General features: G+C 69.0%; 5 protein-coding genes. All 5 read left to right on the top strand.

What is annotated here, in order from left to right; translation table 11 throughout:
- Nucleotides 1-44 precede the first annotated feature (44 nt).
- The 5 genes from ABKW26_RS19860 to ABKW26_RS19880 all read left to right on the top strand — a co-directional run bounded on the left by ABKW26_RS19860 (nt 45) and on the right by ABKW26_RS19880 (nt 6,748).
- Nucleotides 45-1,010: a sugar ABC transporter permease gene (locus ABKW26_RS19860; protein ID WP_348595819.1), complete on the top strand. Its 966-nt coding sequence runs from the start codon at nt 45-47 to the stop codon at nt 1,008-1,010.
- Between the two features lie 70 nt (nt 1,011-1,080).
- A complete protein-coding gene (locus ABKW26_RS19865; RefSeq protein ID WP_348595823.1) occupies nt 1,081-1,914 on the top strand; it encodes a carbohydrate ABC transporter permease in 834 nt (277 codons plus the stop codon).
- A 4-nt stretch (nt 1,915-1,918) separates the two neighbouring features.
- A complete protein-coding gene (locus tag ABKW26_RS19870) occupies nt 1,919-2,860 on the top strand; it encodes a glycosyl hydrolase family 32 (protein ID WP_348595820.1) in 942 nt (313 codons plus the stop codon).
- A 35-nt stretch (nt 2,861-2,895) separates the two neighbouring features.
- Nucleotides 2,896-4,938, top strand: a complete 2,043-nt coding sequence (locus ABKW26_RS19875) for a GH32 C-terminal domain-containing protein (protein ID WP_348595821.1) — start codon at nt 2,896-2,898, stop codon at nt 4,936-4,938.
- Between the two features lie 193 nt (nt 4,939-5,131).
- Complete coding sequence (locus ABKW26_RS19880; protein ID WP_348595822.1) at nt 5,132-6,748, top strand: ABC transporter substrate-binding protein; 1,617 nt, start codon at nt 5,132-5,134, stop codon at nt 6,746-6,748.
- The last annotated feature ends 46 nt before the right edge of the window (nt 6,749-6,794 follow it).

A 6,794-nucleotide genomic window follows, 5' to 3' on the forward strand; every position in this document is an offset into this window, starting at 1 on the left:
CCCCCCCCCCCCCCCCCCCCCCCCCCCCCCGGAACGGATCTGCCATGAGCACCCCTGTCCAGAAGCAGGGCGACCCCGTCGTCCCTGCAGGCGTCGAAGCGGCCGGCAGGTCGCGACGCCACCCGCGCTCCGCCCGGCGCACGCCCCGATCCTTCGCGGGGTACGGGATGGTCGCCCCGGCGGCGGTCCTTCTCCTGCTGTTCCTCGTCATCCCCGTCCTCCTGGCGTTCGGTCTCTCGATGACCAACGCCCGGCTCATCTCGCCGAACCCTCCCCGCTTCGTCGGGGCTGACAACTTCGTCCGTGCCTTCACGCAGGACCCGGCGTTCGTCCGGTCGATCCTCAACACGGCGCTCTTCGCGATCGTCGTCGTCCCGGTCCAGGCCGGGTTCGGTCTCGTGCTCGCGCTGCTCGTCAACCAGCGGCTGCGCGGCGTCACGGCGTTCCGGGTGATCTTCTTCATCCCGGTGGTGACGTCGATCGTCGTGGTCTCGATCCTCTGGAAGTTCATGTACCGCGAGGACGGCCTGATCAACTCCGCGATCGACACGATGACCTTCGGCGCGTGGCAGGGCATGGCCTGGCTGAACGACCCCAGCACCGCTCTGCCCGCCATCATCGTGCTGTCGATCTGGCAGGCGGTCGGCTTCCACATGATCATCTGGCTCTCCGGACTGCAGACGATCCCCGGCGAGCTCTACGAGGCGGCCCGGATGGACGGGGCGACACCGCGTCAGCAGTTCGCGAACGTCACGTGGCCGGGGCTGCGTCCGACGATGGTGTTCATCCTCGTGACCATCACGATCGCCGCGCTCGGCCTGTTCGTGCAGATCGACGTCATGACGCAGGGCGGTCCCGTGAACTCGACGACCACGCTCGTCTACCACGCGGTCCGCCGCGGCTACCGGGAGCAACAGGTGGGCTACGGCGCCGCCATCTCCCTGATCTTCTTCGTGCTCGTCCTCGCGATCGCCCTCCTGCAGCGCCACCTGACCCGAGAGAAGGACTGACATGGCTCTCGACACGACCCACGTCCAGGCTGAGTCCCGCCCAGCAAGGGCCTGGCGCTCCTACGCCCTCATGGGGGGCCTGGCGGTCTTCTTCCTCTTCCCGCTCGTCTTCATGTTCGTCTCGAGCCTCAAGCCGGACGCCCAGATCCTCTCGGACGTCGACTCCGTCCGGGCGTTCCTCCCCGTCGGGGAGATCTCGCTGCAGAACTACGTCGGTGTCTTCGACCGGGTCCCGGTCGCACGCTTCATGCTCAACTCCGTGCTCGTCACCGTCGCGATCGTGGGCATCGGGCTGGTCGTGAACTCCATGGCGGGGTTCGCGCTGTCCCGGATGGAGTTCCGCGGGCGCAAGATCCTCTTCACGGTGGTCATCGCGACGCTCATCGTCCCCTTCGAGACGATCGCCGTGCCGATGGTCTACTGGGTCTCGAAGCTGCCCACGCTCGTGTTCGAGGGTGGCGTACCGATGTACGACTTCGGCTGGCTGAACACCTACAAGGTGCAGATCATCCCGTTCATCGCGAACGCGTTCTCGATCTTCCTCTTCGCGCAGTACTTCTCGACGATCCCCAAGTCGCTCGACGAGGCGGCGAGGATCGACGGCGCCGGCTGGTTCACCATCTACCGGCGCATCGTCGTGCCGCTGGCCGGACCGGCGTTCGCGACCGTCGCGATCCTCACCTTCCTGCCGGCGTGGAACTCCTACCTCTGGCCGTTGATGACGGTGCAGGAGGAGAACCTGCGCCCGGTCATGGTCGGGATGCAGTACTTCTTCCAGCTCAACACCGCGTGGGGCGAGGTCATGGCGTACACGTCGATGATCACCCTGCCGGTCCTCCTCGTCTTCCTGGCCTTCCAACGGGCCTTCGTCAGCAGCATCGCCGCCAGCGGCGTGAAGGGATAGGACCGTGCTCCGACTTGCCGACCACTGGGTGTGGGACAGCTGGACCGTCGTCGACGGCTCCCACCACCACCTCTTCTTCCTCCGAGCGTCGCGGGCGCTGCTCGACCCCGACCGCCGTCACCTGCGCGCGTCGATCGGGCACGCCCGCTCGACAGACCTCCGCTCGTGGGAGCTCCTCCCCGATGCCCTCGTCCCCGCAGACACAGGGGCCTGGGACGACCAGGCGAACTGGACCGGGTGCGTCGTGCGCGCCGACGACGGCACCTGGCGGATGTTCTACACCGGCGTGAGCCGCTCCGAGGACGGGCTCGTCCAGCGGGTCGGCGTCGCCCGGTCCGACGACCTCGTCGTGTGGCACCGCGACCCCGGACCCCTGGTGTCCGCAGACCCGCGGTGGTACGAGACCCTCGACCAGGGGGCCTGGTTCGACGAGGCGTGGCGGGACCCGTGGGTCCTGCGCGACCCCGACGGCGACGGCTGGCACATGCTCATCACCGCGCGGGCACGCGAGGGCGACCCGGCCGGGCGCAGCGTCGTCGGCCATGCCGTGAGCCCGGACCTCGAGCACTGGGAGGTCCGGCCACCGCTGTCGGTGCCTGCCGGTTTCGGTCAGCTCGAGGTGAACCAGGTGGCGGTCGTCGAGGGGCTGCCGGTCCTCGTGTTCTCGTGCTGGCCCCAGCACCTGTCGGCCGAGCGGCGCGAGAGCTGGCAGCAAGGAGGGGTGTGGGTCGTCCCGGGGGAGTCGCTGCTGGGTCCGTGGGACTTCTCTGCGGCGACGACCTTCGACCACCCGTCGCTCTACGCGGCGCGCCTCGTCGAGGACCCCGAGCACGGCTGGTCGCTGCTCGGCTTCCGCGACACCGAGGACGGCCAGTTCGTCGGCGAGATCCCGGACCCGTTGCCGGTCGTCCGGGTCGGCCGCTCGCTCGAGCTCCGACACGACTGACCCGCTCCACCATCCCCCCACGACAGGAGTCAACGATGACCCTCTCTTCGCACAGACCGTCCAGGACCATGGTCGCCGCCTCCCTCGCCGCCGTCCTGGCCGGGACGCTGGCCGCCGCCTCGACCGCCGGGGCGGCGGCCGGCGAGGCGCGCACGAGCGCGCCGACCGCCACGGACGGATCGAGCTACCGCAGCACGTACCACTTCACCGTCCCCGACCACTGGAAGAACGACCCGCAGCGCCCCGTCTACGTCGACGGGAAGTTCCACTACTACTACCTCTACAACGGGGACTACGACGCGGACCCCCGGGCGAACCACGGGACCGAGTGGCGGCTCGCGACGTCGTACGACGGCGTCGTGTTCGCCGACCAGGGCGTCGCGGCACCCAAGGGCACGAACGCCAACTACGACCTGTGGTCCGGGTCGGCTGTCGTCGACACCGACGGGACCGCCGGGTTCGGCCCCGGGGCCGTCGTCATGCTCGTCACGCAGATGGACCATCCCACCGAGGCACAGACGCGGGACGCGTCCGGGCCGCAGGCACAGTTCCTCTGGTACTCGCTCGACGGCGGGCGCACCTTCACGCCCCACGGTGACGAGCCTGTCATCCCGAACGGTGGCCGCAAGGACTTCCGCGACCCGAAGGTGATGTGGGACGCCGAACGGGGTCGCTGGGTCGCGCTCATCGCCGAGGGCCAGACGATCGGCTTCTACACCTCGCCCGACCTCACGAGCTGGACCCGGGTCTCCGAGTACGTGAACACCTCGCTCGGCCTCCTCGAGTGCCCCGACCTGTTCAGCATCCGGGCCGACGACGGAACCACCCACTGGGTCATGGGGATCAGCGCCAACGGCTACCTCACCGACGAGCCGGCGACCTACGCCTACTGGACCGGGTCCTTCGACGGCACCACGTTCGTCCCGGACACGACCCGTCCCCAGTGGTTGGACCACGGCTTCGACTGGTACGGCGCCGTGACGTGGGAGGACCCCGAGGCGCCGCTCGACAGGCGGTACGCGACCGGGTGGATGAACAGCTGGTCCTACCCGCACACCACCCCGACCTGGGCGACCGACGGCTTCAACGGCACCGACTCCATCACCCGCGAGATCACGCTCAAGCGGTACGGGTCCGAGTACAGCCTCGCGTCACGGCCGGTACCGGCTCTCGACCACATCACGAGCCGGACCGTCGAGCTCGGCGACCTCCAGGTGGACGGCCTCCTCCCGCTGGAGTACGAGGGCACCTCGTACCGGATCGAGACGACGGTCAGCTGGACGACGGCCCAGAACATCGGGCTGCAGCTGCGCCGGTCGGCGGACGGCACCCGGCACGCGGACGCCGGGGTCTACGGCGCCACGAGCTACCTCAACCGAGGGGGCACGGGGAACCCGGACGCGACAGGAGAGAAGCTCGAGAGCCGTACGCCGTTCGACCCGGACGCGAAGACCGTCCGCCTCACCGTCCTCGTGGACCGCACCACCATCGAGGTCTTCGTCGACGACGGCCGGTTCACGCACTCCAGCCAGATCTTCCCCGACCCGGGGGACGCCGGCATCGCGCTGTACTCCCTCGGCGGGTCCGCTGACTTCTCGGACGTCACCATCACGGAGCTCGGCAGCGTGGTCCAGCGGCCGGCACGGACGATCGCGGACTTCGAGGGCAGCACGTGGGGCGAGGGATGGAGCGCGACCGGGGCCTTCGCGGCCGCGGGCCCGTCCGTGTCCGGGGACCCCGGCCACGTCGGCACGCAGGTCGCGGACACCTTCGCCGGCGGTGGAGACGCGGCGACCGGGACCATCACGTCGCCGCCCTTCACCGTCGATCGCAACCATCTCCATCTCCTCGTCGGTGGCGGACGCCATCCGCTCGGAGCCGGTCCGGCGACCTCGGTGCAGCTGCTCGTGGAGGGTCAGCCCGTGCGGACCGTGACCGGCGAGGACTCCGGGACGCTCCGGCACGTGTCCTGGGACGTCTCGGACCTGGCCGGGAGGTCGGCCCAGGTCCAGATCCTCGACGACGCGACGGGGCCGTGGGGCCACCTCATGGTGGACCAGGTGGTGCTGAGCGACTGAGGACGGTGGTGGGCGGTCGTGGTCGGCCGTGGGCAGTCGTGGGCAGTCGTGGGTGGTACGGACGTTTCACGGTTATCGTTACCTTCCTGACATACCCCGTGTTACCAGCCGGTAATACGGTTGTGCGATTGTTCCGGTCAATGACGACCGCCCACCTCGGGTGGTGTGTCTCCCTCATCCAGGAGGATCACCAGTGAAGATTCGATCCAGCCGTCGTGCGCTGTCCACGGCGGCACTCGCCGTGACGGCACTGACGCTCACCGCGTGCGGCTCCGGGCGCACCGACACCGACTCGACCGGGGACGGCGAGGCCGCAGGCGCGAGCATCATCGTCGGCACCACGGACAGCCTGACGACCCTCGACCCGGCGGGCTCGTACGACAACGGCTCGTTCCACGTCCAGACGCAGGTCTTCTCGTTCCTCATGAGCTTCGAGCCCGGCAGCGCCACGCTCGCCCCCGACGCCGCCGAGAGCTGCGACTTCACGTCGGACACGGTCTACACGTGCACGCTCAAGGACGGCCTGACGTTCGCGAACGGCAACGCGCTGACCGCCGAGAGCGTGAAGTTCAGCTTCGAGCGCCAGCTCGCGATCGCCGACCCCAACGGGCCGTCGTCGCTCCTCGCGAACCTCGACTCGGTCGCCGCACCCGACGAGAAGACGGTCGAGTTCACGCTCACCTCCGCGAACGACCAGACCTTCGCGCAGGTGCTCGCCTCCCCGGTGGGTCCGATCGTCGACGAGGCCACCTTCCCGGCCGACGCGCTGCTCGACGACGCCGCGATCGTCGACGCCGAGGCCACCTCCGGCCCGTACCTCATCAAGTCCTTCGAGAAGAACTCGCTCGTCGAGTTCACGCCGAACGCCGACTACACCGGTGTGCAGGGCGACGTGCTCAACGACGGCGTCACGCTGAAGTACTACACGGACTCGAACAACCTCAAGCTCGACATCGAGAGCGGTGCCATCGACATCGCGACCCGCAGCCTCACGGCCACGGACATCGAGAGCCTCGAGTCCGCGGACGGCGTCAACGTCGTCTCCGGACCGGGCGGAGAGATCCGTTACGTGGTCTTCAACTTCAACACGATGCCGGGCGACACCCCCGAGCAGAAGCTCGCGATCCGCAAGGCGTTCGCGTTCTCCATCGACCGCGACGACCTCTCGGAGCAGGTCTACAAGGGCACGTACACGCCCCTGTACTCCTACGTCCCCGAGGGCCTGCCCGGTGCGGCCACCCCGTTCGAGGAGCTCTACGGCACGGCGCCCGACGTCGACGCGGCCACCACCGTCCTCGCGGACGCGGGCGTCACCACGCCCGTCGTGCTCAACCTCCAGTACAACCCGGACCACTACGGCCCGTCCTCCGACCAGGAGTACAACGCCATCAAGCGTCAGCTCGAGGAGACCGGCCTCTTCACGGTCAACCTCCAGTCGACCGAGTGGGTCACGTACGCCGAGGAGCGCACCGCGGACGCGTACCCCGCGTACCAGCTCGGCTGGTTCCCGGACTTCTCGGACGCGGACAACTACCTCACGCCGTTCTTCGACAAGGACAACTTCCTCGGCAACCACTTCGAGGACGAGGAGATCAGCGCGCTGCTCGACTCCGAGCGCACGGACGGTGACGAGGCGTCCCGCATCGCGACGATCGAGGAGATCCAGCAGGTCCTCGCGGAGAAGCACCTCTCGACCGTGCCGCTGCTCCAGGGCTCGCAGGTCGCGGTCGCCCGCGACGGCGTCTCCGGTGTCGAGGACACGCTCAACGCGTCGTTCCAGTTCCGCTACTCGGTGCTGAGCAAGGACTGAGCTCGTCGGCGGGGGACCGGTCGCCAGCCCACGGGCGGCGGCCGGT

This window comes from Sanguibacter sp. 25GB23B1 (assembly GCF_040012415.1).
In the GTDB taxonomy this organism is placed as follows: Bacteria; Actinomycetota; Actinomycetes; order Actinomycetales; family Cellulomonadaceae; genus Sanguibacter.

Excerpts from the sequence above, each read along its gene's own strand:
- ABKW26_RS19860 (WP_348595819.1), top strand. The coding sequence starts at position 45 with ATGAGCACCCCTGTCCAGAAGCAGGGCGACCCCGTCGTCCCTGCAGGC.
- ABKW26_RS19865 (WP_348595823.1), top strand. The coding sequence starts at position 1,081 with ATGGGGGGCCTGGCGGTCTTCTTCCTCTTCCCGCTCGTCTTCATGTTC.
- ABKW26_RS19875 (WP_348595821.1), top strand. The coding sequence starts at position 2,896 with ATGACCCTCTCTTCGCACAGACCGTCCAGGACCATGGTCGCCGCCTCC.